The sequence below is a fragment of the Mesorhizobium sp. M7A.F.Ca.ET.027.03.2.1 genome, from assembly GCF_003999175.1.
Classification (GTDB): Bacteria; Pseudomonadota; Alphaproteobacteria; order Rhizobiales; family Rhizobiaceae; genus Mesorhizobium.
In genome coordinates this window covers 1-999 of sequence record NZ_RZOM01001527.1, presented here as the reverse complement: position 1 = coordinate 999, position 999 = coordinate 1, and the positions used below count along the sequence as shown (strand labels likewise).

Genomic DNA, 999 nt, shown 5'->3' with positions numbered 1-999 from the left:
TGCCAATGAACCCCAAGACTGCCGTGCTTGCAATCGCCATAAGTGTTTGCATCGCTGGCTTCGCCTATTCCAGCGGTCACAAAGCCGGTCGGGTTTCTCAACTGAAAGATACCGTCACGGCCTACAACCGCCGCATGGGAATTGATGACAACGCCAACAGCCTCGGCCGCGTCGATCTCTGCCTGGAGCTTGGTGGCCTACTTGATGAATGCGAGCGCTTAGACCGCTGATCTCCTCAACCGGCTGATTTTCAGCCCTCCCACCTTCATTGCCAAACTCAATGACTGCCCATCACGGCAGAAAGGTACTAGCCATGGACCGCAACTTTGCGCGGGCGCTTGCGCTCGTTCTGAAATCTGAAGGCGTCTGGTCAGACAATCCGGCTGACCCCGGCGGCGCCACCATGAAAGGCGTCACGCTCGCCAACTTCCGCCGCTATGTGAAAGCCGATGCTACCAAGGCCGATCTGCGCAAGATCACTGATGCCCAAGTATCGACAGTATACCGGCGGTTCTACTGGGATGCGACGGCTGGTGCCCAGCTTCCCGGCGGTGTCGACTACGCCGTCTTTGATTTTGCCGTCAACTCTGGGCCGGCTCGGGCTGCCAAGTACCTTCAGGCGGTTGTGGGCGTCAGGCAGGACGGTCGCATCGGTCCAGCTACCATTGCTGCTGTAAAGGCCAAGCCGGCCGGCGTTGTTATCGACGCACTGTGCGACAAGCGCCTGGGCTTCCTGAAGCGTCTCCCGACATGGAAAACTTTCGGCCGTGGCTGGTCCGACCGCGTCAAGTCGGTGCGCGCCGAAGCGCTGAAGCTGTTAGCTTTGCCCGACACACCACACCCAGGGACTGTCGAGGTGAAGGTGCCGGTCGACAAACCTGTTGTTCCTGAAAAGGTCGAACAGAAGGTCAAGGAGAAATCTGGGTTCCTGTCCTGGCTGACCGGTCTCTTCGGCTCCGGCGCCATCGGCCTGGGCTGGCTCGCTGGAATGGACTGGCA

At 59.6% G+C, this 999-nt stretch carries 2 protein-coding genes; both read left to right on the top strand.

The annotated features are described in order from the left end of the window. Positions 1-230 (top strand): hypothetical protein (locus EN750_RS39180; protein WP_210212802.1); only part of this gene is annotated, 230 nt, incomplete at its 5' end. 83 nt (positions 231-313) lie between these two features. Next, on the top strand, positions 314-999 hold a 686-nt coding region (locus EN750_RS36175), incomplete at its 3' end, for a glycoside hydrolase family 108 protein (protein ID WP_189526742.1).